The 26,143-nt window shown below is 70.3% G+C and carries 25 protein-coding genes; 2 read left to right on the top strand and 23 right to left on the bottom strand.

The annotated features are described in order from the left end of the window. Window positions 1-1,436: 1,436 nt before the first annotated feature. The gene (locus GTY96_RS36240) at window positions 1,437-1,985 is read right to left on the bottom strand and encodes a fimbrial protein (protein WP_161667088.1); all 549 of its coding nucleotides are present in this window, start codon (window positions 1,983-1,985) and stop codon (window positions 1,437-1,439) included. Between the two features lie 297 nt (window positions 1,986-2,282). Here GTY96_RS36240 and GTY96_RS36235 point away from each other — a divergent pair, with 297 nt between their 5' ends. Next, entirely contained in the window at window positions 2,283-3,617 is a 1,335-nt protein-coding gene (locus tag GTY96_RS36235; RefSeq protein ID WP_161667087.1) for a YhfG family protein, read from the top strand. Window positions 3,618-3,620: 3 nt separating this feature from the next. On the opposite strand, the gene GTY96_RS36230 is transcribed toward GTY96_RS36235, so the two are convergent. The 3 genes from GTY96_RS36230 to GTY96_RS36220 all read right to left on the bottom strand — a co-directional run bounded on the left by GTY96_RS36230 (window position 3,621) and on the right by GTY96_RS36220 (window position 7,010). Next, entirely contained in the window at window positions 3,621-4,712 is a 1,092-nt protein-coding gene (locus tag GTY96_RS36230) for a hypothetical protein (RefSeq protein ID WP_143908315.1), read from the bottom strand. A gap of 220 nt (window positions 4,713-4,932) precedes the next feature. Then, window positions 4,933-6,105 (bottom strand): tetratricopeptide repeat protein, encoded by a 1,173-nt coding sequence (locus GTY96_RS36225; protein WP_161667086.1) that lies wholly within the window; start codon window positions 6,103-6,105, stop codon window positions 4,933-4,935. Then, a complete protein-coding gene (locus tag GTY96_RS36220) occupies window positions 6,102-7,010 on the bottom strand; it encodes a hypothetical protein (RefSeq protein WP_161667085.1) in 909 nt (302 codons plus the stop codon). The genes GTY96_RS36225 and GTY96_RS36220 overlap by 4 nt, the downstream gene beginning before the upstream one ends. A gap of 162 nt (window positions 7,011-7,172) precedes the next feature. On the opposite strand from GTY96_RS36220, the gene GTY96_RS36215 reads away from it, so the two are divergent. Beyond that, window positions 7,173-7,694 (top strand): hypothetical protein, encoded by a 522-nt coding sequence (locus GTY96_RS36215; RefSeq protein WP_143908320.1) that lies wholly within the window; start codon window positions 7,173-7,175, stop codon window positions 7,692-7,694. 12 nt (window positions 7,695-7,706) lie between these two features. Here GTY96_RS36215 and GTY96_RS36210 read toward each other — a convergent pair whose 3' ends face one another. The 19 genes from GTY96_RS36210 to GTY96_RS36120 form a co-directional block, all read right to left on the bottom strand. Next, complete coding sequence (locus GTY96_RS36210; protein WP_143908322.1) at window positions 7,707-8,804, bottom strand: glycosyltransferase family 4 protein; 1,098 nt, start codon at window positions 8,802-8,804, stop codon at window positions 7,707-7,709. A 169-nt stretch (window positions 8,805-8,973) separates the two neighbouring features. Next, window positions 8,974-10,257, bottom strand: a complete 1,284-nt coding sequence (locus GTY96_RS36205; protein WP_161667084.1) for a hemolysin family protein — start codon at window positions 10,255-10,257, stop codon at window positions 8,974-8,976. 84 nt (window positions 10,258-10,341) lie between these two features. Further along, a complete protein-coding gene (locus tag GTY96_RS36200; RefSeq protein WP_143908326.1) occupies window positions 10,342-10,770 on the bottom strand; it encodes a response regulator in 429 nt (142 codons plus the stop codon). A 50-nt stretch (window positions 10,771-10,820) separates the two neighbouring features. Further along, a complete protein-coding gene (locus tag GTY96_RS36195) occupies window positions 10,821-11,654 on the bottom strand; it encodes a metallophosphoesterase family protein (RefSeq protein ID WP_235686120.1) in 834 nt (277 codons plus the stop codon). A gap of 79 nt (window positions 11,655-11,733) precedes the next feature. Further along, window positions 11,734-12,921: a glycosyltransferase gene (locus tag GTY96_RS36190; RefSeq protein WP_143908330.1), complete on the bottom strand. Its 1,188-nt coding sequence runs from the start codon at window positions 12,919-12,921 to the stop codon at window positions 11,734-11,736. Between the two features lie 91 nt (window positions 12,922-13,012). Then, window positions 13,013-13,696, bottom strand: a complete 684-nt coding sequence (phoU, locus tag GTY96_RS36185) for a phosphate signaling complex protein PhoU (RefSeq protein ID WP_143908332.1) — start codon at window positions 13,694-13,696, stop codon at window positions 13,013-13,015. A 23-nt stretch (window positions 13,697-13,719) separates the two neighbouring features. Then, window positions 13,720-14,463, bottom strand: coding sequence for a phosphate ABC transporter ATP-binding protein PstB (gene pstB, locus GTY96_RS36180; RefSeq protein ID WP_186002177.1), 744 nt, complete (start codon window positions 14,461-14,463; stop codon window positions 13,720-13,722). 47 nt (window positions 14,464-14,510) lie between these two features. Further along, window positions 14,511-15,422 (bottom strand): phosphate ABC transporter permease PstA, encoded by a 912-nt coding sequence (gene pstA, locus GTY96_RS36175; RefSeq protein ID WP_143908336.1) that lies wholly within the window; start codon window positions 15,420-15,422, stop codon window positions 14,511-14,513. Continuing rightward, entirely contained in the window at window positions 15,419-16,414 is a 996-nt protein-coding gene (gene pstC / locus GTY96_RS36170) for a phosphate ABC transporter permease subunit PstC (protein ID WP_186002178.1), read from the bottom strand. The genes pstA and pstC overlap by 4 nt, the downstream gene beginning before the upstream one ends. A gap of 58 nt (window positions 16,415-16,472) precedes the next feature. Next, window positions 16,473-17,297, bottom strand: coding sequence for a phosphate ABC transporter substrate-binding protein (locus GTY96_RS36165; protein WP_143908338.1), 825 nt, complete (start codon window positions 17,295-17,297; stop codon window positions 16,473-16,475). 12 nt (window positions 17,298-17,309) lie between these two features. Continuing rightward, window positions 17,310-18,590 (bottom strand): porin, encoded by a 1,281-nt coding sequence (locus GTY96_RS36160; protein WP_143908340.1) that lies wholly within the window; start codon window positions 18,588-18,590, stop codon window positions 17,310-17,312. 110 nt (window positions 18,591-18,700) lie between these two features. Further along, the gene (locus GTY96_RS36155; RefSeq protein ID WP_143908343.1) at window positions 18,701-19,390 is read right to left on the bottom strand and encodes a response regulator; all 690 of its coding nucleotides are present in this window, start codon (window positions 19,388-19,390) and stop codon (window positions 18,701-18,703) included. 83 nt (window positions 19,391-19,473) lie between these two features. Beyond that, window positions 19,474-20,268 (bottom strand): SPFH domain-containing protein, encoded by a 795-nt coding sequence (locus GTY96_RS36150; protein ID WP_161667083.1) that lies wholly within the window; start codon window positions 20,266-20,268, stop codon window positions 19,474-19,476. A 68-nt stretch (window positions 20,269-20,336) separates the two neighbouring features. Then, window positions 20,337-20,816 (bottom strand): SixA phosphatase family protein, encoded by a 480-nt coding sequence (locus GTY96_RS36145; protein ID WP_143908347.1) that lies wholly within the window; start codon window positions 20,814-20,816, stop codon window positions 20,337-20,339. Between the two features lie 65 nt (window positions 20,817-20,881). Next, the gene (locus GTY96_RS36140) at window positions 20,882-21,322 is read right to left on the bottom strand and encodes a DUF1634 domain-containing protein (protein ID WP_143908349.1); all 441 of its coding nucleotides are present in this window, start codon (window positions 21,320-21,322) and stop codon (window positions 20,882-20,884) included. After that, window positions 21,319-22,170, bottom strand: coding sequence for a sulfite exporter TauE/SafE family protein (locus tag GTY96_RS36135; protein WP_201756713.1), 852 nt, complete (start codon window positions 22,168-22,170; stop codon window positions 21,319-21,321). Before GTY96_RS36135 ends, GTY96_RS36140 begins: the two co-directional genes overlap by 4 nt. Window positions 22,171-22,276: 106 nt before the next feature. Beyond that, a complete protein-coding gene (locus GTY96_RS36130; RefSeq protein WP_235686116.1) occupies window positions 22,277-22,537 on the bottom strand; it encodes a hypothetical protein in 261 nt (86 codons plus the stop codon). Further along, complete coding sequence (locus GTY96_RS36125) at window positions 22,538-24,304, bottom strand: chloride channel protein (protein WP_143908354.1); 1,767 nt, start codon at window positions 24,302-24,304, stop codon at window positions 22,538-22,540. Window positions 24,305-24,406: 102 nt separating this feature from the next. Further along, window positions 24,407-26,011, bottom strand: a complete 1,605-nt coding sequence (locus GTY96_RS36120) for a S1C family serine protease (RefSeq protein WP_143908356.1) — start codon at window positions 26,009-26,011, stop codon at window positions 24,407-24,409. Window positions 26,012-26,143 lie beyond the last annotated feature (132 nt).

The raw sequence follows: 26,143 nt of genomic DNA, 5'->3' as shown, positions 1-26,143 counted from the left end.
ACTCGCGGTCGTCCAAAACCTCGAGGTCGCCGCGCGCTATCAGCGCGCGGCGTGACCTAACCTGTTCGGCGCTCTAGACGGGCCGCGTGCCGTGACTCAACGCTCGCCGACGTGGGCAGGAGAGGAATGGATATACTGCGATGGCATGGGTGCGCCCTGTTGGGTTTGAGTCTCCTCGCGAGCAGTGCGGCGCCTGGCAATGAAACTCCTGCGCCCGTGGGTTCGACCCTTCGCGACGGCACGGCGCGGGCTTGCCCGGCAGGGACAGCCTCCCTCGTGCGAATCGTTACACCGCCTGGGTCCGGTCCCGGAATCATCCGCGGCCGACTCTACGGAGGGGGCAAGGCCTTGAACACGACCCTGCCCAATCCCTACGAAGGCGAGCCGTATACAAATCCATTCATCCAGCGGAAGACCACGTCCCCGGGTAAGCTCTTCTTCACGGTGGGGGTCTTCAGCGGCGGCCTTGCGCTCCGGGATGTGACCCTGTGGGTGTCGGATGGCACGGCCGCCGGGACGAGCCAGCTCCGCCGCCCGCTCAGCCTGGATCGCGATCCAGCCTCTCCCGTGTTCGCCACCGGCGAAGGTCCGGTCCCCTTCAGCTCGTCCGTGGATCACCTGTCCAGCGAACCTTGGTTCACCTTGGGCTCCGTGGCGACGACCGGGCAAGTCGGGGACCCTCGTCCGGGCAGCTTGGGCTCCTCGCCGGATGGGTTTGCCCGTCTCGGCAATCGCGTCTACTTCTTCGCCCAGGATGCCACGAATGATTACCAACCCTGGTCCGTGCCCGCGAGCTTCACCTGCCCCCCCTGGACTGACCGACTCCGAATAGCAGCACCACGGGGAGTTCGCCGTCCCAGAAGCAACGACTCGTGGGACGGCGAACCGCGCGCTGTGCGGAGCGCTTCGCGCTCACACCCCTGCGGCGCGATGCCGCATCCGCGCTGATGGCTCAGCTCTCGGCGGTTGCGCTCCGCGCTGTGTCCGGGTGCTCCTCACTGCAGACCGGGGCGGAGTCCTCGGCTCGCTGGGCTTCCTGCTCCGTGACAGACGCGGAAGAGACGGACTCAGGAGTCGGGTCAAAACAGTAGCCCGCGCCCCGGCAAGTGGTGGGAACGATGCCGTCGCTGCAGCGCTGATCGCAATTTGCCCCGTCGCAGATGTAGCTACATTGAACGGCCGCGAAGCTCGTGACGGGAGCCATCGAGAGGAGGGCGGCAGCGGTGAGGAGGGAACGGATGCGCATGGGGGACTCCTGGGGGAGAAGGTGCACGTGGATGATCGCTGGCGGACGATCGCCAGAAAATCGTGGCTAACCGCTACGTGCCGATGTCGCGGTGCGTGCGGCCAGGGTCTGCTGTTCCTCTCCAGGGCTGTGCATGTGTCGCTGCCGCCACGCGTGGGAGTACCTCGGAGCCGTATCCGCCCCGGCGTGCTCAGCGCACCGTGTCGTCCACGAAATGCAGTGGGATGCCAGGCTCGGCGGCCTCTCCGGTGTCATCCTGGAGGTCCAGGGGGCCCGTGGAAACGACCCAGACATCCAGCGTCTCATCGTCGTCTGTATTTCCCGCGCATACCAAGACGATGTCGCAGTCGGGGCACCTGCCCGAGACACCAATCCGGGACTTCACGTGCGCAGGAAGCGACTCGAAGTCGACCGCGCGCGATTCCGTGAACCGGAAAGTGTCCACGCCGATGGACACCGCCTCGTCACGAGCCCCGCTGCGTGCTTCATCGCGGACCTCCATCGGCCCCTGTCCCGCGAAGTACGCGTAGCGGTTGCTCCGCTCGGGCGCGAAGCCCACCTTCGCGAACACAGGCTCGTAGGTCCGCGTGTCTCGGTAGTGGTCCCGCTGCGCCCGGTACCAGGCCTTCAGGTTCGCCTTGCACTCCGCCGCGCGGGTGCGCTGACCGAATCGACTGAACTCACGAATCGTATTGGCGGTCACCACCCCCAGAAACAGGCACGTCAACAGGCCGAGCACGAAGAAGATCCGCTTCCGGAGGGGGCTCCGCGGGGCGTGTGACTCATACCCGCAGGGGCAGGTGACTCCAGCGCCTGGCTCGAGCCCCGTGCGGTCGAGCGGCGAGCCGCAATCCGGACACCTCATCTTCGCCATCGTCGGTGCTCCCCTGCCATCTCGGTGACGCGAGCTCGTCCCACGCCGGCGGGGGACAGTTGATCTTCCCTCGCCGTGCAAAGCAAAGGACTTGCCTCCTCTCACCGCGTGATTCCGGATGCACCCCACGGGCAACCCGCGTGCCGGTATGCTTCGGCCGTGATGTCCCAACGCACACGAACGAGCCCCGCCGCTGGCGACCTTGCTGAATCCGCGCTGGAGGCAGAGCGGGTCCTGGAGGGACGTGCGGAGATCATCTCCGGGGCGCTGCGCCCCCACGCGGAGCTGGAAGTCGTGCTGTCGGCCCGTGGCTGGAAACGCCGGTTCCTGAAGCAGGCGGAGCAGGTGTCCGCGCTCGTGGCTGGGGCCGGGAGGGTGCGGGAGGCGCTGGAGCGTGTGCGCCACCGCGCGGGGGTGGAGGCGTGGGCGGAGGACCTGCCGGTGCTGCGACAGGCACGGGCGCTCTCGGCGCAACGCGAGCGGCTCACCCGGCTCGCGCGGCAACGGCTGGACACCTTGACGGTGGCGCCCGCGGACGTGACCCTCGAGGACGCATTGACGCGGCTGGATGCATTGCTTCGGCAGCCTGTCCGCAAGGCGCTGGCACCAGGCGAAGTGGTCGTCTTCGAGCCGGTCTCCAGCCGTGAGCGTTCAATGCAGCCAGGCCCGGGCCTGGCCGGCTCGAACGTGCCCACGCACTTCGCCCTGCTGGTTCCTCTGGGCGCCTTGCTGTCCATCCTGCTCATGTTCGTGGGGCCTCCCGAGTACCGACAACTGGGAGCGCTGTTCATGGTGCTCACCATGGGATGCGCCGCGCTATGGCCCTTGCTGCGCTCCGGAAGGTTGCGGATCACCAGCGAGCGGCTCCTCTGGACACCGCTCATCGGCGAGGCGCAAGCGGTGCGTCTGGACACCATCGCGAATGACGGCATCCGACTGGACCGCGGCAAGTTCGACTTGGAGGTGAAGGGCGACCGTCGGCTGCTCGCGCGCAGCGTGACGGATGTCACGGGGTTGCTGCTGATGCTGGAGCTGCATCGCCAAGCGCCCCTCCTTGGCGCGGCGCGCTCCGGCGTGCAGTTGGAGGACGTGGCCCTCTTCCCCGCGAAGCTGGGGGAGGCGGAGGGGTTCTGCGTGCTGCGTCCCCAGTCGCTGGCGTTCATCCTCGACCGGCGTGGCCCCCAGGCGTTGCAGGCCGTGACTGGAAAGCCCGCGTCGCTGAAGGGGTTCGAAGCGGACCGGGTGGTGGAGGCGTTGCGCTGGCTGCCCGCGGCCGAGTTCGACGCTTGCGTGGCACGTGTCGCGGAAGCCACGGGAGGAGTGACCTGGGCGGTCGGCGACGCGCATTTCGTTCCGGGGCCGCCGATATGGCTGGCGATCCGGATCAAACGCGGGGAGCAGGTGCTGCTGGGCCGGGCGGAGTTGGGCTATCTCGGTGCCGCCAAGAGGATTCTGGAGGGCTGGACCCGGCCCCCCGAGGTTCCGCCTCTGGATTGACCCTCAGCTCCTCATCGAGGTCTGCCTCAAGGCAGAAGCGTCGTCGTCGTGGAACGGCGCCTGACGGGTTGCCAGCGCCCGACGCAGCACCATCTCCGTCCATTCGAGTTCTTCTCGGGACAGTCCCTCGCCGAGCCACACGAAGCCTTTCCTGTGCTCGATGACGACGCCCAGGTTCTGGAAGAACTTCTCATCCGCCTTGCGCAGATCGACGTCCTCGATCTGCGACGCTGGGATTCGAGTGATCTCTTGCGAGCGCTTGCTCCCGGTGCGCGAGTACTCAATGCCTCGCGAAGAGGCGGTGAGAGACCAGCCAAGGGTGACTTCCTGAATGACGGTCCACAGCAGGAGGCCTCCCATCGAGAGGAGGGCGAAGAGGATGAGCAGCGGCTGCAGGGAGGCGAGCTGCCGGAATCCTAACGTGCGCGCCCAGAGCAGCGCGAAGACGGTGGAGCAGCCCAAGCTGATGACAAGCGCGATGCCGGCCTTCACCACGAATCGAGGTCTCCAGCCACAGCCAGGCAACCGCAACTCCAATCCCTGCGCCCCGTGTCGGACCCGGATCCGGCTGCCGAGGGGGAGCGAAGGCAGCGCCCGCTCGTCATCAAGCGGTGCTGCTTCGAGACGCGCGGCCGCTGGGCGCGCGTGCCCTCCCTCCACGGTCAAGTCGACGCCCAGGAAACGTGAGAGGGCCTGGGCCAGCTCAAGCGCCTCCTCCCGGTCGTCGCTGCCAGAGACCGGTACCGTTCGTGTCGGGGACTTCAGGTCCACTGAATAGAGTCCCCAGAACCTGGAGCCGTTGCCGGACCCCTTGCCGGGAGAAGAGAGCGCCACGGAGGTGAAGGACTCGAGTGGATGCGTGTTCGATGAGAAGAACACGCTGACACCGGAGTACAGCTTCAAGATGCCTGTTTCCTTGTTGAGCAGCGCCTTCCAGTTGGACATCAGTTGGTAGGCGGCCCCCGTGCCGATGAGCGTCGCCAGGGACCAAGCCTCCCTTGAGTTCCACAGGAAGGTCGAGAAGTAAGCAACGGCGGGGAAGGCGAGCGCCGCTACCAGCGCGACCCTGTACCCCCATCGCTGGATGGGAAGCACCTCGTGCTCAATGGTCAGGTGGGGGCCGAGGGCACTCCACCGATGGGGTCCGCATCGCATCTGGACGAGGTTAGGCGATACCTCCTCTTCGAGAGAAGCGCCGCGCGCCTGCCCTGAACAGGAGCTGCTCCAGTGCGCCAGCAGGCGGGTGAGGTGGTCGTTGCTCGCGAGTGAGAACGCCTGAAACTGATGAGACCTCCGCTCGTCAGCGGAGGTCTCGTCACGCCCGCGGTTCAGGGGCGAGCAACCGAGCGGCGGCGTCGTGCAGCGGCCCTGACGGGACCGCTGCCATCACCTGCTGGGCGAGCTTCGTCCCCGCCTCGTGCTCTCCCTGCAACACCAGGGCTCGCGCCAGATTGAGGGCCGGCTCCACCCGGCCGCCGCTGCGCTCCAGGGCGAGCTCCAGGAGACGCCGCGCCTCCTCCAGGGCGGCGGTCTCCACGCCGGGCTCGCGCAGCAGCAGCAGCCCGGCCGCATTCGCCGCGAGCCAGTCGGCCGGGTCCGCCTCCAGCACCCGGCGGTAGAGGGCCAGCGCCTTCTGGGGCTGGGAGGACTCCAGCGACTCCGCCCACGCGAGTCGAGTGGGAGTGGAGCCCCGGCCCGCCCCTTCCAATGCGCCGCAGAAGGCAGCCAGCTCATCGACTCGGCCGAGGCTCAGCAGGACACGCGCCTTGTCCGCGTTGAACCCCGCATGATCTGGATGTGCCGCGAGCGCCCGGTCCAGCAACCGCAAACCCTCTTCGAGCGCGCCTCCGCCCGCCAGCACGGAGCCCTGCAGTCCCTCCACCAGGGCAGGGTCGTCCACGGCTGGCAACGCGGCGTCCAGGAGTTGTCGCGCCTCTTCTCGCCGCCCCTGAAACAGGAGGACACGGGCCAGCGTCGTATAGCTGGCCGTGTGTCTGGGGTTGAGCCGCAAGGCTTGCTCAAGGGCATCAATGGCCCCCTGCGTCTCTCCCACCTCCAGCCTCGCCGTGGCGAGAGTGAATGCGCACAGCCAGTGGGACGGTGCGAGCGCCAGGGCTCGCTCCAACAGGGGTAGGGCTTCCTTGGGGCGGCCCGCGGCGGCCAGGAAGTCTCCAAAGGCAAAGGCGACCTCCGCGCGCTCGGGCTGGTCCGCCCAGCACTGGCGCAGCAAGGCCTCGGAGGAGGGCGCCCCCGTGGCGACGTCCAGCAGGGTGCTCACCCAACGCAGCCCCCACTGCGCGCGCTCCTCGGGGGCCGCGCGCGCGAGCGTGCCCCGCGCGGCGGCGAAGTCGCCTCGCTCCAACTGAAGGCTGGCCAGGGCGGCGAGGGCTTCCGCGTCGTGGGGCGCACGCGCGAGTTGCTTCAATGCCTGTTCCTCGGCCTCCACCCGCCGACCCGTGGCGAGCAGCTCCTGCAGGGGCATGGTCATTGCGCGGAGAGCGGCTGCCTCGTATTGCGCAAGAGCTCTTGTGCCGTGGTGATCTGCCGCCCGGCCCAGTTCGTCGCGGTCCGGGCCGCGCTCCCGGCCAGCTCGGCGGCCCCCTGCGCCACGCGAACCGCGGACTGGAGGTTGACGTCCACCGAGACGCCGGCCCGCACGCCCAGGCCCAGGGCCGCGCCAAACTCAAGGCGTCCCCGCAGCCGGTTGTTCTGGAGTCCCGCCTCCATGCGCGCCGTCAGACCGACGCCCGCCTGGACCGCGAGGCGCCCCGTGACCGAGGCATCCTCGGTGCCGAAGCGGGCCTGCCCCTCGGCGCGAACGCCCGCGAAGTTGTCCACCGTCACGCCCGCGCGGTAGTCGCCCGTCGAGGGGTTGATGTTCAGGGTGCCGGCCATCGACGCGCTCGCCCCCACCGTGACCGACCCGACTTCGCGCCCCTCCGCGGTGCGAACCCGGCCTTCCGCCAGCATCGCCGACGCGCGCACCTCGCCCGAGGCCTGGACGCCCTGGCCGCCCACCGTGGCCGTGCCATGCGCGCCGCCCTCGGCGACCAGCGCGCGGCCCTCCAGCCGGCGCGCCACCGAACCATCGTCATTGCGGAGCACGCCCTCCGCCGACAGCGCCGCGACGGAGCCGCCCACCTGCTGCCGACCGGTCGTCAGGGTCGGAATGGCCGCCGCGGCCGCCCGGCCCTGACCGGGCAATCGGGCGTTGGTGCCCGGGTCGAAGCGGTCGACCCCCATCCGCTCCTGGGCGTACGTCCGCTCGGCTCGAGCCGACCCCGTCACCCCGGCCTGCACGTGGCCCTGGGGCGTGACAGCGGGGGCGGTCCGCTCCGTTGAGCGCGTGACCGTGAGCGGGGGACGGGAACCGCCAGAGACAGGAGTCGTCATGTGCCCATTATCGTCTGAAAGCAGAAATAGTTGTGCTGCCCGGAATGACCTTTATTTCCGAGTCTTGAATTCTGAGAAGAAGAGCCCCCGGGCCGCCGATACGGCGCGCGAGGAGGGGCGTTCCAGGGGGCACCTCGCCTCATCCCACCTGGAGTCTGGAACATGAACCCCAAGACGGCGTCACCCCGTGCGGTCTCCCTGCTGGTCCTCTCCGCCTGGATGCTCACCTGCGCCGGCTGCGCGGCCCAGCGCCAGCAGGTCGCCGTGGAGGACGCGGTCCGCGAGCACGTGTACCCGCTGCCTCTGCACGAGGTGTGGCCCCAGGCCCTCGCCTTGCTCAAGGACAAGGGGTTCACCGTCAAGGCGGACGCGACGCGCTACGAAGCGCGCACCGACTGGGAGCAGATCACCCCTCCGTCCTCGCTGGGCACGGGCTACGCGAACTACTTCGTGGTCGGAACCGAGCGCGGCCCCGGGCAATGCACCGTCCGCTACTTCCGGAACGAGCGGTCGACGGCGACTCCGCCCAGTCAGCCCGGCCGCGTGGACCCCCATCCGGAGTACCAGCGCGACGGCATCCAGGGCTCGGGCCTCGTCCCCATGGACCGGGACCGGCAGCTCGAATGGCAGTTGCTCCAGCGCGTGGAGCCCGAGGTCGCCCGGAACCTCCAAGCGAATCGGTGACGCGCTCCCGGCTCAGACGCCCGTCACCCGGCGGATGAACGCGAGCATCCGGGCGCACGTCGTGTCCAGGTTCATCCGCTCCTCGGCCATGCGGCGGGACTCGCGGCCCATGGTGGCCAGCGTCTCCGGGCTCGCCACCAGCGCGTCCAGCGCGTTCGCCAGCGCCGCGTAGTCACCCACCGGCACGATGCGCCCATCCATGCCGTCGCGCACCAGCTCCCCCACGCCGCCCGCGGGCGTCGCCACCACCGCGAGACCCGCGGCCTTCGCCTCCGCGATGGCCCAGGACGACATGTCCGCCATCGTCGGCAGCACGAAGAGGTCCGCCGCCTGCGCCAGGCCGATGAGCTCCGGCGAGTTCGGCTGTACGCCCACGTGCACGCGCACGCCGGGCGGCGCTTCGAAGCGCGTCGACGTCACCAGGTCCAACCGCCAGTTCCGCTGTCGGGTCTCCCGCGCCCAGCGCAGGAGCAGCTTGCCTCCCTTGCGCCCCAGGTCCCCACCCACGAAGAGCAGCCGCACCACGCCGTCGCGCGCCTTCCGCTCCGGCGCGGGCCGCCACAGCGTGGTGTCCACGCTGGGCCACACGACGTGGACGCTCGCGGCCGGTACGCCGTACTCCTCCACCAGCGAGCGCTTGGTGAACTCCGAGAAGGACAACATCCCCTTCGCGATGGCGTACGTGCGGCGGTGCAGCGCGTTCTTCGCGCGGCCCACCCAGCCCGCGTGCTGCGTGCGCAGGCCGTAGTAGCGCAGGTAGTCCTCCAGCCCGCTCGGCGTGGCGTCCGTGGAGATGACGCTCGGCACCCGGCGCATGAAGTCGTGCGCCAGGTGCGCCAGCCGCTGCGTGTGCACCACCGCGGCCCGTACCGGCTCCTGCGCGGAGGCCTGCCTCAGCGCGGTGCGGGCCCGGAGCCCACCCCTCACCGACAGCCGAGAGCGCACCAGCGGAAGCTGCTCCCAGACGTCGTCCGCGTGCTCGTCGATGGGCAGCCACACCGGCGTGATGTCGTCGCGCCGCGCCATCGCCCGCTGAAGGTTCTGAAGGAACACCGCGTTGCCGAGAGTCGTCTCGATGGCGAATGCGATCCGGGGTGCCGACGGCGACATCAGCTTCGCGCTCCTCATCCCTCCAGGGCGCTACACCAAGGGGCGCTTCTCGCGGACATCCGCGCGCCTGGAATCCCTCGCTGTCGTTATATCGGCCCACCGCGTCACAATGAACAGGGAGTTTGCGGTGGCTTCCGGATTCCCGTGGACGCGGAGCGCGGCCGTGCGCTCACGCCTCCGACTGCACGGGTTCTTCCGGCAGGTGGACGCGCACCTCGCGCACCCGGCGCGGCGAGGCCTCCACCACCTCCAGCACCGTGCCATCCGGCAGCGACAGCTTCGCGCCGGCCTCGGGGATCGCTCCTCCCGCCAGCGCGATGCACAGGCCCGCGACGGTGGAGTAGTCCTCGCTCTCCTCCAACTGCAGGCCCAACGCGCGGTTCACCTCGCGCAGGCTCGCCTCGCCCTGCACCACCGCGATCGTGGGGCCCTCGCGCCGCACCCGCTCCTCGGGCGTCTCCGACTCACTGAGGATCTCCCCCACGAGCTCCTCCACCAGGTCCTCCACCGTCACCAGCCCCACCACGCCGCCGTGTTCGTCCACCACCACGGCCAGCTGCATCCTCCGGCGCTGCATCTCCTTCATCGCCGCGATGGCCCGCATGGACTCCACCAGGAACAGCGGCGGACGCAGCACGTCCTCCAGCACGATGAGGTTGCCCTCCCAGGCCACGCCCAGCAGGTCCTTGGCCACGATGTAGCCCACCACGTTGTCCAACGTGGTCTCGTACACCGGCATCCGCGAATGCCCGTGCTCCAGCAGCACCTGGCGGATCTCCTCCGTGCCCGCGTGCCGGCGCAGCGCGACGATGTGCTCGCGCGTCACCATCACCTCGCCGAGCGTCAGGTCTCCCAGCTCGAAGGCCCGCGAGGCGATCTCCCCCGCGCGGGGATCCAACGTGCCCTGCTTCGACGCCTCCTCCACCAGCTGCTGCAATTCGTCCGGAGACAGCCGCGACTCGGAGAAGTTGGTCCGGTCCCCGAAGAGCTTCAGCACCAGGTTGGAGCTGGCGGTGAGGAACCACACCAGCGGGCGCATCAGCCACGCGAGCGCCTTGAGCGGCCGCCCCAACGTCAGCGCGTACTGTTCGGAGTAGCGGAGCGCCAGCGACTTGGGGACCAGCTCCCCCAGCACCAGCGACAGGTACGACACCAGCGCGACCACCAGCGCGAACGACACCTGGCTCGCCGTCGCCTCCGGCACGCCCATCCGGGCCAGCACCCCGGACAGCCGCAGCGCGATGCTCGCGCCGCCGAAGGCCGCCGCCGTGGAGCCAATCACCGTGATGCCAATCTGCACCGTGGCGAGCAGCCGCTCGGGATCATCCCGCAGCGCCGACACCGCCTTCGCGGACTTGCTGCCCTGTTCCAGCAGCTCCTTCAGGCGCGTCTTGCGCACCGACAGCAGGCCCAGCTCGGCGCCCGCGAAGACGCCGTTGGCCAGCACCAGCAACAGGATGATGATGAGCTCCGTGACGATGGCGGACCTCCTGGCTGGACCCGCGTGGACACGGGGCGGCGGGTGACGCCTCCTGTCCTACACCCCCAGCGATTGCAGGAGGAGCGACAATTGGTCGCGGCTCGCACCCTTGGGCAGGTAGTAGTGGGGACCGGACATGAGCGCGCTGCCCACATCCTGGGCCGCCGCGGAGGTGAGGAAGACGATGCGCGGAATCACCGACGCGCGCGGCAGCCGCTCCACCACCTCCAGGCCGCTCATTCCCGGCATGTTCAGGTCGAGCAGCATCACCCCGAAGCGCTCCCCCCGCTGGAGCGAGTCCAGCGCCTCCTGGCCGTCCGCCGCCTCGGTCGCCTCATAGCCGAGGTCCTCCAGGCTCACCCGAAGGAACTCCCGCCAGTCCGCGTCGTCGTCCACGACCAGGACCTTCCGAGTACCGTCATCCACCGCGAGTCTCCCCAAGCATCCTCCTGACCTGGGGAGAACCTTCCGGGGGCCCACTGGCATTCGCGGCACTTCGGCCCGGTTTCGGCATCCAGCAGACAGCCAGGCAGGCCCTAGAACAGCGCCATGCCCAACTGGCCCACCAGGTACTCCAGGGCGGGGCGGACGTTGTGGACCGCCGTGCGCGGCTTCGCGGGCGCCGACGCCTGGCACCACGCCGGCTCACTCACGAGCCGGCCGGCCAGATGGCTGAAGACGCGGAAGCGGCCCAGGTCCGTGCTGCTGCCCGAGTTGAACACCCGCAGCGCGCGCTCACCCGGGCGGCCCAGGTCCGACTCGTTCGGGATGTGCCGGTGTCCGTGCAGCACCAGGTCACAGCGTCCCCCCACGCGCTCCAGCAGCCGGCTTCCCAGCGGCAGCTCCGAGGCGTGCGGCAGGCCCAGCTTCGTCGCGATCCACTCCGGGAAGCTCTCCAGCGGCAGCGGCGTCACGTGGTGGTGCAGGAGCACCGCGACCAGGGCGTCTCGCGGCGCGGCGTCCAGCGCGCGGTCCACCTGCTCCACGACGCCGTCCGTCAGCTCCCCATGGCTGGAGAAATAGTTCCGGTTGTGTTCACCGGTGGAGTCCACGCAGACCAGGAAGAGGCCCGCCTTCTCCACGGTGTGGACCTTGCGCCCGTCCATGAACCCGCTGCCCACGTCCTCGCCGGGGCGGTCGTGGTTGCCCGGGATGAAGGTGAGGCGCCCGGTGTCCATCCACGGGGCGAAGTGTTCACGGAAGCGCTGGAACTCGGCGTGGGAGCCGCGGTGCGTGAGGTCTCCCGTCACGACCACGTGATCCACGTCTTGCGCCACCAGGGCCTTCACCAGTGAGGACGCGGCGGCGTCGCTCTCGCGGCTCATGTCCAGATGGAGGTCCGAAAGATGGGCCAGCTTCAGGAAGGGCATGCTCAAGGAAATAGGCATCGCGGGAGGGCTCGGCGAGGGTCGCTGTTCGAAGGTCCACCGAAAGTTGGGCCCAAGGCGTTCACCCCACCCCGTTGCTGGGGATCCACGCGTCGGCCGCGTCGGTCCGCGCCCGCATCGGCACCAGGCGCGTGCCCGCCACCACGCGCAGCCGCGTGCCGCGCCAGTCCACCGTGCGCCTGAACGCACCGTGCCACCATGCGGCGAAGAGCAGCGCGTCCTTCACCAGCACCGCGGGCGCCGCCCGCAGGCCCACCGGCTGCGGGCGGAGCGCGCGGAACACCGCCACGTCCACCCACACCTTGCCCAGGGCCACCGCCAGCGCCGCCAGCCCGGTGAGGGCGGTGGGGTGGAAGAGGGCGCCCAGCAGCGCGAGGGGCACCGGGTTGAGCAGCGCCTGCGCCACGTACGTCCCGGGCGATACCGCTGTGCGGTGGATGACGCTCCAGCGCAGGTAGCGCTGGAAGAAGGCGTCCACGCTCTTGCGCAGGGACACGTTGAAGACGGGGGCGTGCGCCAGCACCACGCGCTTGCCCAGCTTGCGCGTCACCCACTGGCCGATGACGTAGTCCTCCGCCAGCACGTCCTTCACGGAGAAGAAGCCGCCCAGCGCCTCCACGTCCTCGCGCCGCAGCGCCATGGACTTGCCCACCACGATGTCGCGGTCCGCCGCGTGCTTCGCGGCGATCATCCCCGCCGCCGCGCTGGAGGACAGGTACAGGTTGTCCAGGAGCGAACCGAACGTCCGCTCTCCCACCCCCGCCACCGGGTGCGTCACGCAGCCCACCGTGCGGTCCTCGAAGGCGGCGGCGATCTCCTCCAGATAGCCCGGGCCCACCCGGGTGTTGCTGTCGCTCACCACCCACAGGTCGTGCCGGGCCTCCGCCGACAGCGTCACCAGCTGGTTCACCTTCGGGTTGAGGCCGGGCTCGCCCACCTGGAGCACCACGCGCATCACCTGGGGCCACTTCGCTTCCGCCGCCTTCGCCACCGCGAAGGCAGGGTCGCGCGGGTCCTTCACGCCCAGGAGGACTTCGTAGTGGGGGTAGGGCAGCTGGGCGAACTGCGCCAGGTTCGCCTCCAGGTCGTCATCCACGCCGCACAGCGGCTTGAGGATGGACAGGCCGGGGTACCGGGTGGGGGCGGGAGGCGCCCCGCGGCGGTGGCGGCGCACGAACAGCGCCTGGAGGAGGAGGGCCAGGAGGCCCACTGCGGACGCGGCCAGGAGGAGGCTGGATGCGATGAGCATGTCGCCACCCTAGGGAACCCACAAGGCGGGACCGGGGCGGCGGGGCGGCGGGACGGCCAACTCGCCGTGACACCCCAGTGAAGTCGCGGCACTACTCCAGGTCGCGGCTCCGCGGGTGGCGCACGTCCTTGCCGCGCACCATGTAGATGACCATCTCCGCCACGTTGAGCGCGTGGTCGCCAATGCGCTCCAGGTGCTTCGCGATGAACATCAACGCCGTGGCCCGGCGGATGTTGCGCGAGTCCTCCATCATGTACGCCAGCAGCTCGTTGAAGATCTTCAGGAAGAGGGCATCCAGCAGGTCGTCCCCCTTGAGCACGTCCTCCGCCTTGGTCGCGTCCCCGGACACGAACGCGTCCAGCGCCTTCTTCACCTGCTGCTGCGCCAGCTCCGCCAGCTTCGGCGTGTCGACGTAGGGCGCCAGCGGAGGCACCTGGTTCAGGTCCATGGCGCGCTCGGCGATGTTCACCGCCAGGTCCCCAATGCGCTCCAGGTCGGTGACGATCTTGAGGGCCGTGGTGATGAGGCGCAGGTCGCTGGCGGCCGGCTGGCGCAGGGCGAGGATGCGGCGGCACAGGTCGTCGATGTCGACCTCCAGCCGGTTCACCTCGCGGTCCGCGCCCACCACCTGCTCCGCCAGGGCCGAGTCTCGGTCGGTGAGGGCGCGGGTGCTCTGCGAGATGAGGGCCTCCACCTTGGCCCCCATGGCGAGCAGCTTCTCGCGCAGGTTGCGCAGGTCCTGCTCGAATGCCTTGTCGGTGTGCATGGCCGCCATGTCGGTGCCTTCCGTCGCGCCTTTCAGCCGAACTTCCCGGTGACGTAGTCCTCGGTGCGCTTCTCGTGGGGGTTGGTGAAGATCTGCTCCGTGGCGCCGCACTCCACCAGCTCGCCCATGTAGAAGAAAGCCGTCCGGTCACTCACCCGCGCGGCCTGCTGCATGTTGTGGGTCACGATGGCGATGGTGTACGTGGCCTTGAGCTCGTGGATGAGCTCTTCGATCTTCGCGGTGGCGATGGGGTCCAACGCGGACGCGGGCTCGTCCATCAGCAGCACCTCCGGCTCCACCGCGAGCGCCCGCGCGATGCACAGCCGCTGCTGCTGGCCGCCGGACAGGCCCAGCGCGCTCTCCTCCAGCCGGTCCTTCACCTCGTCCCAGAGCGCCGCGCCCCGCAGGGACTTCTCCACCCGGGCCGCGAGCTTCGCCTTGTCCTTGAGCCCGCCCACGCGCAGCCCGTAGGCGACGTTCTCGAAGATGGACTTGGGGAAGGGGTTGGACTTCTGGAACACCATGCCCACGCGCCGGCGCAGGTCCACCACGTCCAGGGCCCGGTCATGGATGCTGCGGCCGTCCAGGAACACGCTGCCGTCGTGGTTGGTGCCCGGGATGAGGTCGTTCATCCGGTTGAGCGAGCGCAGGAAGGTGGACTTGCCGCAGCCGGACGGGCCGATGAGCGCCGTCACCTTGTTCTCGGGGATGGCCAGGCTCACCTGCTTGATGGCCACCTTGCGGCCGTAGCGCAGGGTGAGCTCGCGGGCTTCCATCTTGTTGCGCGGCGTGGCGGAGGAGAGGGGCATGGGCGAGGAGGACGTCAGTGGCCGGCCGCGGCCTTGCGGCGCGTGCGCGTGCGGATGAGGACCGCGACGAGGTTCAGGGCGAAGGTGAGCAAGAGCAGCACCAGCACCGTCGCGTACAGCAGCGGGCGGGTGGCCTCCACGTCCGGCGACTGCGTGGCCAGCACGTACGTGTGGTAGCCCAGGTGCATGAACTGCGAGTTCAGGCTCGTGGGGAGGTCCGGCAGGAAGTAGGCCGCGCCGGTGAAGAGGATGGGCGCCACCTCGCCCGCGCCACGGGAGATGGCCAGCACCGCGCCCGTGAGGATGCCCGGCAGCGCGCCCGGCAGCACCACCCGCGCCAGCGTCTGCGACTGGGTGGCGCCCAGCGCGAGGCTCGCGGTGCGGTGGTCCAGGGGCACGGCGCGCAGGGCCTCCTCCGTGGACACGATGACGACGGGCAGGGTGAGCACCGCCAGCGTCAGCGACGCCCAGAGGATGCCCGGCTGGGCCCAGTGCAGCTGTTCGTACCCCAGCGCGCGGTCCAGCCCCTTGCCCACGAAGAGGATGAAGAAGCCCAGGCCGAAGAGGCCGAACACGATGGAGGGCACGCCCGCCAGGTTCGCCACCGCCACGCGCACCGCGCGGGCCAGCAGGCTGTGGGGCGCCGCGTATTCATGCAGGTACACCGCCGTCAGCACGCCCACCGGCATCACCGCCAGCGTCATCAGCAGCGTGAGCGCCGCGGTGCCGAAGAGGGCGGGGAAGATGCCGCCGCCCATCATCCCGTCCGAGGGCGGCTGGGTGAGGAACGTCCAGGACAGGTGGCTCCAGCCGCCCTGGACGACGTCCAGGAGGATGAGGGCCAGCATGGCCACGATGACGAAGGCGGCCAGCCCCGTGAGCGACACCAGCGACAGTCCCACCACCCTGCGTGTGGCGTGCTTCACCCCGCACCTCCCTTGAGCCGCTGGATGACCTTCTTCGTCCACACGCCCGCGAGCATGTTGAGCACGAAGGTGAACAGGAACAGCTCCACGCCAATGAAGAAGAGCAGCGCGTAATGCGGGCTGCCCACCACCACCTCGCCCATCTCCGCGGCGATGGTGGCCGACAGCGAGCGCACGGAGTCGCCCAGGCGGGGCGACACGATGGCCGCGTTGCCGGAGGCCATCAGGACGATCATCGTCTCACCGATGGCGCGCCCGAAGCCCAGCACGCACGCGGCGAGGATGCCGGGGGCCGCCGCCGGCAGCACCACCTTCCAGGCCGTCTCCCAGGGCGTGGCGCCCAGCGCCAGGGACGCCTCGCGGTAGCTGCGCGGCACGGCGGTGAGCGCGTCCTCCGTCACCGTGAAGATGACCGGCACGATGGCCAGCGCCAGCCCCAGGCCCGCCACCACCGCGTTGAGCCGGGAGGTGAAGCCGAAGACCTCCTGGAGGAAGCTGGCCATCACCATCAGCGCGAAGAAGCCCAGCACCACGGACGGGATGCCGGCCAGCAGTTCAATGATGGGCTTGAGCACTTCGCGAAGGCGGCGCGGGGCGAACTCCGCGGCGAACAGCGCCGCGAAGATGCCCAGCGGCACCGCCACCAGCATGGACACCGCCGTCGTCTTCAACGTGCCGACGAAGAGCGGAATCATGCTGACCTTGGGCACGCCGGACACCGGCTGCCACACGTAGGCCAGGGGCTTTCCCTTCCGCACCAGCTGCGGCAGGAACATCTTGGAGAAGCTCGCCTCCTCGCGCGCCGTCGCGTCGGTGACGAGCGTCAGCGCCTCCTTCGCCACGAAGACGAGGATGAGCACCAGCGCGGCGATGCCCGTGAAGGCCACCGCCGTGATGAGCGCGGCGATGGCCTTCTCCTTCAGCTGCCGCCGCCGGGCCTCGGGCGACAGCGTGGGCTGCGCCACCGGGGGCGCGAGGTCCTGCTCCTGCATCACGGCCTGTCTATCCAACATGGAGCCCTCGCGCCGGGTGACAATCGTGTGACGGCCACTACTTCACGGGGAAGTAGCCCACCTGGGTGACGATGGCCTGGCCCTCGGCGGACAGCGCGAAGTCGATGAACGCCTTCACGTCCCCGGCGGGCTTGTTGCGCAGGTAGAAGAACAGGTCGCGCGACAGCGGGTACTTGCCGCTCTTCACGTTCTCCGCCGAGGGCGCGAAGGCCTCGGCGCCCTTCTTCACCTTCAGCTCCTTGATGCCCTTGGCGTACGCGGCGCCGCCGTAGCCGATGCCGTTCTTCTCCTTGGCCACCGCGTTGACGACCGCGGCGGTGCCGGGGAGCGTCTGCGCGGCGGAGGCGAAGTCGTCCCCGCCCAGCACGGTGTCCTTCACGAACACGTAGGTGCCAGAGGAGTTCTCGCGCGAGTACAGGACGATGGGGGCATCCGCGCCGCCCACGGCCTTCCACGACGCGGTGTCGCCCAGGTAGATCTCCTTGAGCTGCTCCACCGTGAGCGCGTCCACCTTGTTGGACTCGTTGACGTAGAAGGTGACGCCGTCCTTCGCCACGGCCACGCCGGTGGGCGGGGTGTTGTAGCGGGCGCGGAGCTTCTCCTCCTCCGCCTCCTTGATTTCACGGCTGGACATCGCGATGTCGGTGGTGCCGTTCTGCAGGGCCGCCAGGCCCGTGCCGGAGCCGCCGCCCGTCACTTGAATCTTCATGGACGGGTTCTTCTTCATGAACGCCTCCGCCCAGCGCTGGGCGAGGATGACCATGGTGTCCGAACCCTTCACCGTCACCGTGCCTGCCTGGGCGGAGAGCGGGAGGACGGCGAGGCCGAAGGCGACGAAGCTGGAAAGCAGTGTCTTCTTCATGAGGTGACTCCTCTAGAAACGGGCCTGCATCTGCAGGGTGAACAGGTTGTCGTGGGGGTCCAATGCCTGGGCCACCACGTGCGTCGTCGGGATTTCGTAGGTGGCGGACATCTTCAGGTTCTCCCCGAAGTGGTGCTGCACGACGACGCCCACGGTGTTGATGGTGTTGTCGGCGCCGGGGGCCTCGCCCGCCGCCAGGTCCCGCTGTCCGTTGTGCGGGTCGAAGCTGTCGTAGCGCACGCCCACCGCGTCGTTGAGGCCGATGTTCTGCACCAGCAGCAGGTACCAGCCGTGCGCGGGCACATCCAGGTGGGTGGCGTTGTTGGCGGCCCCGTAGGTGCGGCCCGCGATGAACTCGCCCTTGAGGGACGTGCCGCCCAGGGGCACCACGTCGAAGTAGGCCTGGAGGTCCGCGCCCACGCGGCTGCGCTGGTAGGCGTGGCGGAAGGTGTCCGTGGGCAGCCGGCCCAGCGTGTGGCCGTACCAGCCGGAGATGCCTCCGGCGATCCACTTCAGGTCGAAGCCCAGGTGGCCAACGACGTCCTTCTCCTTGTCGTTGTCCTGGGTGGTGCCGCTGTCCGTGCCGTTGCCGTCGAAGAGGCCCACCGCGAGCCGCAGGAACTTGTAGCGGCCGTTCACCTTCGCGCCGCGGTCGCGCTCGCTGGGGAGCAGGTTGCGCACCACGCGGCTGCGCTCGGGGAACTCGCGGTCGCTGGAGGACTGGGGGCCCTCGTAGCCGAAGGGCCACTTCATCTGGCCCATGGTCAGCGACAGCTGCTGCCGCGTGCCCGGCACGAACAGGGTGGCCTCCGCGTCCTTCAGCGTCACGCCGGCGGGCACCGCGTCAATCTGGAGCATGAACTGCGCCACGTCCGTGGTGTAGGTGGCCTTCAAGCGGCCCCGGCGGACGCCGAAGCGGCTGAAGCCCCCCGCGCCGGTGTCATCCAGCGGCTCCTGGTACTGGTAGCGGGCCTGGATGTAGCCGGAGAAGCGCAGCTTCTTGAGGGCGGACAGGTCGTTCTTCGTCTCCGTGTTCTGCTCCTCCAGGGCCTCCACCCGGTGCTCGTCGGCCGTCAGCCGCTCGTCGATGGAGGGGGACGCCTCCGGCACCGTGGGGGCGTTGGCCCGCGGCGGGAGGGGGGCGGAGGGCTGCGCCACGTCCGTGGTGGAAGGCTCCACGGCCTCGCCCGGCGCGGCGGCCCGCGGCGAGGGGAGGGCTTCCTGGGGCGTGGCGGCCTGGGCCATGGCGGCGCTGGAGCTCAACAGGGAGAGAGCAACAAGGAGAGTGCGCATAGAAGGTCCGCGGGAATCCCGGCGTCGAGAACGCGTGACGATCTATGGGTCGGATATGGCTGTTTGACGGCCCTTTCGTGACAAATGGGTAACGGAAGGAGACTGGGGTACTACCCGGCCGCGGGGTCCACGATGCGGTAGCCCACGCCGCGCACCGTCTCCAGGAGGGCGCGCGCGGGGCCTAGCTTGTCGCGCAGGCGCATCACGTGCGTGTCGATGGTGCGCGTCTCCAGCGCGCTGGACAGGCCCCAGACCTGCTCCAGGAGCTGCTCGCGCGTCTGCACCCGGCCCAGCCGCGCCATCAGGTACTCCAGCAGGCGGAACTCCAGCGCGGTGAGGGGGGTCTCCTTCTCCTCCACGAAGAAGCGGTGCTGGGTGACGTCCAGGCGCAGCGGGCCCAGCGCCAGGGCCGGGGTGCCTTCCTGGGGCGAGGTGCTGCGCCGGAGGATGGCCTTGAGCCGGAGCACCAGCTCGCGCACGGAGAAGGGCTTGACGACGTAGTCATCCGCGCCGACCTCGAAGCCGCGGATGCGATCCGCTTCCTCGCTCTTGGCGGTGAGCATGACGATGAGCACGTCGCGCAGCCGGGGGTTGGCGCGCAGGTGGCGGCAGACCTCGATGCCGGACAGGTCCGGCAGCATCAGGTCCAACAGCACCACGTCCGGGGATTGCTCGCGCGCGGCCGTGATGGCCGCCTCCCCGGTGAAGGCGAGGCGCGTGGTGAAGCCCGCGCCTCGCAGGTTGAAGTCGATGAGTTCCGCTAGGTCGCGCTCGTCGTCGACGATGAGAACATGGGACATGACGGGCACGTACTCTGCGCGCCTCTGTTCGCGGCCACGTGACGCACCGGCAACAAGTGCGTCACGTCCGTCACGCACGCGCGTCAGGCGTCTGACGCACGGGTCGCGTCAGCGCGGAACGCCTGCCATCCCGCACGGAAACGACGGGCGCGGACGGACCCGGGGAGAAGGGGGCCGGGCCGTCCGCGCCCTCTGTCCTCGCCTCCGCCGCGCGAGGCCACCTTCGGCGTGCGCTCCAGCACCTCCGCGCCGTGCGCTTCGCCATGCTGCGCGCCGGGCACCCCCAGCATCGCCGCGTCCACGCTGCGCAGCTCGCCTTCCGCGAAGCCCGTGAAGGCGATGGTGCGGTGCGGGCGGATGAGCGACGGCCCGTACAGCTCCTGGTTGGCGCGCAGCACCTCCGGGGCCCCGCTGAGCGCGTGCAGCGCCTTGCCCACGGCGGCGGGGGACTGGCCCTTCGCCTCCGCGACCATGGCCGCGATGCGCGCGTCCGTCTCCGCCTCCAGCAGCGCCACGCGCTGGCGGCCCTCTTCCTCGATGTCCGCCCTGGCGCGCTCGAGCCGGGCGCAGAGGGTCTCCAGCACCTGGCTGCCCACCTCCGACAGCAGGCTCACGCTGCGGATGAGCGCCGCGTCCACCTGGAGTCCCCAGCGCGCGGTCTCCTGCGCCACGTCGCGCTGGAGCAGCTCGCCCAGCTCCGTGCGGTCGCAGGGGATCTGCTGGAAGTCCCGGTTGCCCAGGATGGAGATGGCCGAGTGGGTGCCGAGGTTGTTGAGCGAGCGGTCCCAGTCCGCCGCGTCGAACAGGGCCTTGGCGGGGTCCGCGATGCGGAACTCCAGCCACAGGTCCACGATGACGGTGGTGCCGCGCGCGTCCATGAAACACATGGGAGGGGGGAACGAGGGCCTCGTCCACTCGCCCGCACTCCCACGCCCGCGAGGGTGAGTCAGGGGCGACGAAGGGCGCGCCCGGGCGCCAACATCCATTCCAGGGTGAAGCCGTGCCCTTCAGGCCGCAGGGCCACCGCGCAGCCTTTGCGGAGCTTGTCGGGCAACGCATGGCCCAGCGCGAGCGCGGCGGCGCGCTCCAGAGAGGGATTGTGTCCCACCAGCGCCCAACCCGGACCCACATCGCGCGCCAGCTTCAACACATTGCGAGCCGCGCCCTTCATGGGGACGAGCCCGGGGTGGACCTCCACGTGGGACAGGCCGAGCGCGTCCGCGAGCAGCTCCGCGGTCTGCACCGCGCGCACCAGGGGGCTGGTGATGATGCCCATGAGCGGGGTGAGGCGCGCCAGCTTGCGCGCGTGCTGACGGAAGGCGGCGCGGCCCTGCGGGGTGAGGGCGCGGGCTTCGTCTCCCAGGGCGTGGGAGTCCTCGGCCACGGCGTGGCGCACGAGCAGGAGGGGCAGGTCGCGGTCGGCCATGGACGCGCCTTGTAATGGGTTTCGGGCCCGCGTGGATGTGACGAACGGGTGGACTCCCCCGTTGACTACTCCACGCCGCCCAGGAGGAACGCGAGCAGCAGCAGGGCGAGCACGCTGGTGGTGATGGCGGCGAAGGTGCGGTCCTTCTGCGCGCGGAAGATGCCCAGCGACAGGGCCACGCGCAGCACGGGCACGGTGATCATCACCAAGAGCCCCGCCATCACGAAGGACTGCCCGCGCACCGCCATCACGCCCTCGAAGACATCCGGCAGCCGGTGGGGCGCGGAGTCCGGCGAGGTGAGGCGTTGGAGCGCGTCCGGGGAGGAGAAGTAGTCCGGGTGGCGAAAGAACGTCATCACCATGCCGCAGGTGACGAGCGACAGGCTGAGGAGCACGCCGCCGCGCAAGAGCTGGCTGATGAGCAGCTCCGGCGTGAGGGGCACCCCCTCCGGGACGACGGCGGTGGTCTCCTGCTGGGCGCGGGGCTCGTTGGGTTCGGGACTCATCCGCGGATCCCCTTGGACAGCATCTCGTAGGACACCCACAGCAGGACGGCGACGAAGAGCATGCGCAGGGAGCCGCTCTTGAGCTTCGTCAGGTAGCGCGAGCCGGCGAACGCGCCCAGCGTGACGCCCACGCAGACGGGGCCCGCGATGAAGGGATCGATGTCCCCGCGCGCGAAGTAGATGCCCGCGCTGGCCGCCGCCGTCACGCCAATCATGAAGTTGCTGGTGGCGGTGGACACCTTGATGGGCAGCCCCATCGCCAGGTCCATGGCCGGCACCTTCAGCGCCCCCGAGCCGATGCCGAGCAGGCCGCTCACCGTTCCCGCGATGTACATCAGCCCCAGGCCCGTGAGCGGGCGGTGCACGCGGTAGGACACCTCGCGGTCGGTGGACGCGTCGTAGTAGCTGCCGTGCAGGGCCAGCCGGTCCGCGAGCGCGTTCGGGGGCGGCTCCTCCCGGGGACCGCCGTCCTCGCGCAGCTTGCGCAGCATCGCGAGCGCCGAGTACGCCATCACCGCGCCAAAGAGGAAGTACAGCGCGCGTCCGCCCACCACGCCCGCGAGCATCGCGCCCGTGACGGCGCCGGCCACGGTGGCCAGCTCCAGGAACATGGCCACGCGCATGTTGGCCAGTCCGTCGCGCACGTACGCGGCCGCCGCGCCGCTGGAGGTGGCGATGACGGACACGATGGAGGCCCCCACCGCGTAGCGGATGTCCACCTTGAGCACGAGCGTCAGGACGGGGATGAGGATGAGGCCCCCGCCCAGGCCCAGCAGCGAGCCCAGCAGGCCCGCCCCAATGGAGACGCACAGCACGATGGCGACGAAGTTGAACGGAGTGGCGTCCAAGGCGGCGGCATCTTCCTCCCGCGCCCCCCGCATGCAAGCGGTTCGCTCGGAGCCCGCCTGGTCGCCTGCTTGGGCTCGGCCCCGGGGGAGGGAAGAAGGCGGTGCGTCAACGCTCCGGGTGCTGTTGGGGAGGGGGCTTGCCGCCCGGCGCGGGCTTCGTGTCCGGGGGTTGGGGGATGGGCCAGCCCTGGAACAGCGGCCAGCCCCGGTAGGGGTTGCCCCGGGTGGACTCGTCCGTGTCCTCCGCGGCCTCGCGCTCGCGCTGGCCCGGGCGCGGCGGGGAGCGCAGCAGGACCCACGTCAACACGAGGCACAGCAGGCTCATCACCACGATGCTCCACGCGCGGGCCCGGGGCTCCATCTCCATCTAGAAGCGCCCCCGCTTGAGCAGGTCGCCCTTGGACAGTGAGCCCAGCAGGTGCCGCCGCCCGTCCACCACGGGCAGCCGCTCCAGCTCCGTGTGGCCGAACCGGGCGGCCACCTCCGCCAGGGACAGGTCCGGCGTGATGGGCTGCACGCCGGTGTCCATCACGTCCGCGGCCACGGTGGCCTGGAGCAGCGAGTGGTCCGGCAGGTGGCCCTTGAGCGCCTCCAGGGTGATGACGCCCAGCAGGCGTCCCTCCGCGTCGGTGACGTACAGGTCCGCGCCCGCGGGCTGCTCCAGCAGCAGCACCACCACCTCGTCGAAGGTCGCGGACGGGGGCACGCGCTGCGTCGCCGGCGACAGGAGCGAGCGCACCCCCTCTTCGCGCAGCCAGTGCGGCACGGAGTCCGGCACGCGCACGTCGCGCCTGGCGAGCACGGACGTGTAGAGCGACTCCGGCTCCAGGCGCCGGCTGACCACGGCGGCCACCACGGCGGCCAGCATCAGCGGGAGGATGAAGTCGTAGTCGCCGGTCATCTCGAAGATCATCAGCACCGCGGACACGGAGGCGTGCGTGGTGCCCGCCAGCACCGCGCCCATGCCGAGCAGCGCGTAGGCCCCGCTGGGGGCCGCGCCGCCGGGGAGCGCCTGCTCCACCAGCATCCCGAACGCGCCTCCCAGGAGCGCGCCGAAGAAGAGGGAGGGGGTGAAGAGCCCGCCCGGCACCCCCGCGCCCGCGCACAGCGACGTCACCGCCAGCTTCGCCACGGGCAGCAGGAGCAGGAGCGCGAGGGGCATCGTCCCGTGCAGGGCCATGTTCACGGAGTCGTAGCCGTTGCCCATCAGGTACGGCCCGGCGATCGCGGTGGCGCCCACCACGGTCATCGCCACCAGGGGCATGAAGGGCCGGAGCCACGACGGCAGCCGGTCCAGCAGGTCCGACGCCACGTTGATGCCGCGCACGTAGAGGGCGGAGGCCCCGCCGACGAGCACGCCCAGGAGGATGGCCAGCACCAGCTCGCGCGGATGGGTGAGCGCGTAGTGCGGCATCACGTAGCTGGGGTGATCCGCGATGAGCGTGCGCGACACGAGCGTCGCCACCACGCACGACACGACGATGGGGCCGAAGAGCTCCAGCGCGAAGCTGCCCAGCAGCACCTCCAGGCCGAAGAGCGCGGCGCCAATGGGGACGTTGTACGCGGACGCGATCCCCGCCGAAGCGCCGCAGGCCACCAGCACGCGCGCCTGCCCCGGCCCCAGCCGCAGCCACCCGGACAGCGCGGAGCCACTGGCGGCGCCCGTCTGGAGGAGCGCGCCTTCGCGGCCCAGCGGCGCCCCCAGCGCCACCGCGATGATGGACACGAAGCCGCGCAGGAGCGCGCGGGGGAAGGGGAGCCGGCCGGACTTCACCCAGATGGATTCGATGATGCCCGCGGTGCCGTGGCCGCGCAGGGGTTGGCCCACCAGCAGGGACACCAGCGTCACCAGCGCGCCGCCCAGCACGGGCACGAGGAACCGGCGCCAGCCCGGGGACGCGAGCGCGCCCTCGAGGAAGTGCTCGGTGTTGCTCTGCCAGAACAGGTGCTGCGTGAAGCGCAGCACGGCGAGGAGCGCCACCGCGCCCAGGCCGGAGATGAGCCCCACGCCCACCACCAGCACCCAGAACCGGCGCTCCTGCCCCAGCAGGCCCCGGAGGATCCGCCGCAGCCAGGGCGAGGGCGCTCCCGTCCTCAGGTCGGGATGGACAGCACCAGAGGTGGGTTCGGGCATGGCCTCCACACCTGTCCAATGTAGGAAGGCGCGCGGGGCCTTCCCGGGAGCGTGCGCTGTTCGTGAGGCGTCCCCTGCTCGGCTGGCAGGCCTGCGGGCGGACTACTTGCCGGATGGACCCTTGCCTGCCTTGCCCCCGGCGGTGCGCGCGGGCCGGCGTGCTCCGGAGTCCCCGTCCGCCGCAGCCCCCCCGCCTTCGGGCTCGCCCGAGAGTCCCAGGTGGATGCCAGGCGGTGGCGGGTTCTTCAGGACGGACTCGGTACGGGTCGCGGGCTCGGTGAGGTCCGGCGCGAAGCGGTCCGCCAGCTCCGCGGCGCTGTCGCTCAGGTCGCGGTGCGCGACGATGGTGCGCTCCAGCGTCTTGGCCAGGCGGGCCGACGTGTCGAAGGTCTGCCGCGACTCGTCGGAGGAGGGCAGGGAGTCCTGGTAGGAGAACGCGAGCGTCGCGTCCCGGCGCAGCGCGTCCAGCAACCGGGCCAGCTGCTGTTGCAGCTCCGCGTCCTGTTCACCGCGCGGGCGCTCCAGGAGGCCGCGCTCGCCCCCGAACCAGACCCGGCCCACGCGCCCGAAGCCCTCGTCCGCCGAGGCCATGGGCAGGTCCTCCATCACGATGAGCGGGTGCACCCGTCGCGGGAAGTCCTGGCCGTACAGCGCGAAGAGCAGCGTGCCATCCGCGCGAGGGAACACCGCGGCGGTGCGCGAGCCGAAGGGGAAGAAGGGCGTGGCGGACACCTCCGCGCGCTTCGCCATGCGCGCGCGGGCCAGCGCGTCCAAGGGCGTCGTGCCCTCCTGGACGCGCTTCGGTGTGCGGCGCAGGTTGTTCATCAGGTCGCGCGCCTGGTCGATGCCCACCACCACGTTGAGCGCGCTGCCTCGCGAGTAGCCCGCGTGGAAGACGCCCACCAGCTCGAACTCCCCCGTCTTGCAGGAGATGGCCAGCACCGGCGACCCCGAGTTGCCCTGCGACAGGAGCGCGTCGATGACGAAGTCGTCGTGGTACCAGTCCTTGTACTCGTCGTGGTCATAGGCGGAGATGACCTTGCCCATGTTGGTGGCGTTGAAGACCCCTAGCGGAAAGCCGCGCACGTCCACCACGTCGCGCTCGCGCACGGCGGCGCTCCGGCCCACCTTCCAGGGCATCACCGTGAGCGGCGCGCGGGACTTGACCACGGCCAGGTCCAGCTGCGGATCCACCACCGCCTTGGACAGCGGGATGTCGTCGCGGTCGTACGCGTCCGCCTCGTTCTCCACGATGCTGAGGCCGTCCTTCACGCGCTTGCAGCCGGACGCCACGCCGTCCACCGGGTGCGCGTCGCTGGTGACGTCGGGCCACTCCACGACGTGCTCGTTGGTGAGCAGCAGCGTCTCCCCGGCCTGTTGCCGGTAGGCGAACGCGGTGCCGTGCGAGGACACCGCCGTGCGCGTGCGGCGCACGTTGCCCTCCGCGCCGTAGGACAGGCACTCGTACACGGCGGTGCTGCGCACGCAGTACGTGTACTTCTTCTGCTCCGCCTGCTCGAAGGCGCGGGCCCGGGGGGACAGCGCGCTGTAGCTGTCGGCGTACTCGCCCTCGCAGTAGGGCGCGGCGGCGGGCGGCGCGCTCACCCCGGGCGCTCGCGCCGGCGCCGGCGCGGCGGGGGGCGCCGCTGCTCCGGAGGCGGCCAGGGACAGCGCCACCACCGACAGTCCGACCGTCCACCCGACCATGGCCCCTCCCGCGTGTTGTCGTCGCCTGAGGTCTTGCTAAGGCCCGCGCGGCCCGCGTGCACCTGTGCGGATGGGAGGCCAGGCGGAATTCGCGCGCGAAAAAGCCCGCTGTCCGTCAGAAGGGGCGGCACG

Source organism: Corallococcus silvisoli, assembly GCF_009909145.1.
Lineage (GTDB): Bacteria > Myxococcota > Myxococcia > Myxococcales > Myxococcaceae > Corallococcus > Corallococcus silvisoli.
This window is presented reverse-complemented; position numbering and strand designations above follow the sequence as displayed.